Origin of the sequence: Streptomyces sp. SID5464 (assembly GCF_009862985.1) — a bacterium.
Classification (GTDB): Bacteria; Actinomycetota; Actinomycetes; order Streptomycetales; family Streptomycetaceae; genus Streptomyces; species Streptomyces chartreusis_D.
The window spans coordinates 1-1,596 of sequence record NZ_WWIQ01000056.1 but is presented as its reverse complement, the minus strand read 5'-3'; the positions used below and the strand labels follow the sequence as shown (position 1 = coordinate 1,596).

The window sequence follows — 1,596 nt, the reverse complement described above, 5'->3', positions numbered from 1 at the left end:
CTTGGGCCCCTGCTCGAGCGAAGCCGAGAGCTTGGGGCAGGCGCCCCGCTCCGCCGGCCCGCGGACCACCCGGCCTCAGCGACAACACGAGCACTTGAAGCACAGCGCCTTAAAGCCCGGCCTCACCTGCGCGTACTCTCGCCCCGACGCCCACACCCCGGGAGCCCAGTGAACTCCGCCCCCGCCCTGCTCATACAGCAGCTCACCGCCAAGGCCCGAGCCACCGCTCACGCACGCTCCCCGGCTTGCCCCTGCGGCGCAGCCACCCTCGCGGACCACCCCGACGGCATCGTCGTACGGCACGCGGACACCGTCGCGAAGGCCCACCCCGAAGAGGCCGACCCCAGGGAACTGACCACCCGTCTCACCCTCGCCACCCGCCACCCCGGCATCCTCCTGCCCCCACTCGCCCCGGCCCCGGCCGACCTGCACGGCCGCCTCGTGACGTTCTGGCCGTACGGGACCCCGGTCGACCCGAAAACCCCCGACGCCGCCCCCTGGGAGGCCGCCGCCACCCTCCTCGCCCGACTGCACCGCACCCCGGCCCCGCCGGAGACGCCCACCATGCGAGGCCCCGCCAAGGCGGCCCACGCCATCGCCCGGCTCCGGGACGCCGGCCCGCACCCCGCCGCGCCCCCCGTCCTGCGCGCCTGGGGCACCCTCCCCGCCTGGGCCCGGGCCGAGGCCCCGATGCCGCATACCGGCACCTTGTGCCACGGCGACCTCCACCTCGGCCAGCTCGTACGCCATCCCGCCCCCGAAGGCCCCTGGCTGCTGATCGACGTGGACGACCTCGGTGTCGGTGTCCCGGCCTGGGATCTCGCCCGCCCCGCCGCCTGGTACGCCTGCGGACTGCTCCCGCCCGGCGAATGGGCCCGGTTCCTGGCGGCCTACCGCGCCGAGGGCGGCCCCGCAGTCCCGGCCGACGGCGATCCCTGGCCCACCCTGGACGTCCCCGCCCGCGCCCTCACCGTGCAGACCGCGGCCCGGGCCGTCGCCAAAGCGGTCGCGGCCGATCGCCCCCTGGACGAGGTGGAGCAGTCGGTCGTGGACGCCTGTGACCGAATGGCCACCGTCCCGCCGCAGTTGACGCAGGAGCACGCGAAGTAGGGTGCAACCGACCACAGCCGGACAGAGTCTGTCCTGGCGACACGGTAAGCAGGACCGACCGGCGAGGAGTTGAACCAGCATGCAGTGTCCGAAGTGCCATGCGCCGATGCACACGTACAACCGCAACGGTGTCCAGATCGAGCAGTGCAGCGGCTGCCGCGGGATCTTTCTCGACTACGGCGAGCTGGAGTCGCTGACGCGCCTGGAGGCCCAGTGGTCCCAGCCGGCGCCGCCGCCTCCGCCGGCCCCGCAGGCCTACCCCGCCCCACCGGCCCCCGCCTGGGGCGCCCCGCACGGCGGCCACGGACACCATGGCCACCACGGTCACCACCGACAGAAGAGCTTCGGCCACATGCTGTTCTCGTCCTGACACGAGCGTCGCGGCACGACGGTCGCGACACGACGAAGCCCCGGCCGATGCGTACGGCCGGGGCTCCGGTGTGGTGTGGACGATACTGGGATTGAACCAGTGACCTCTTCCGTGTC

Annotated in this window: 2 protein-coding genes; both read left to right on the top strand. The window is 73.9% G+C overall.

From position 1 onward, the window contains the following. The first annotated feature begins 168 nt into the window (after positions 1-168). A complete protein-coding gene (locus GTY47_RS27235; protein WP_010045132.1) occupies positions 169-1,110 on the top strand; it encodes an aminoglycoside phosphotransferase family protein in 942 nt (313 codons plus the stop codon). 79 nt (positions 1,111-1,189) lie between these two features. Beyond that, complete coding sequence (locus tag GTY47_RS27230; protein ID WP_078602932.1) at positions 1,190-1,480, top strand: zf-TFIIB domain-containing protein; 291 nt, start codon at positions 1,190-1,192, stop codon at positions 1,478-1,480. Positions 1,481-1,596 lie beyond the last annotated feature (116 nt).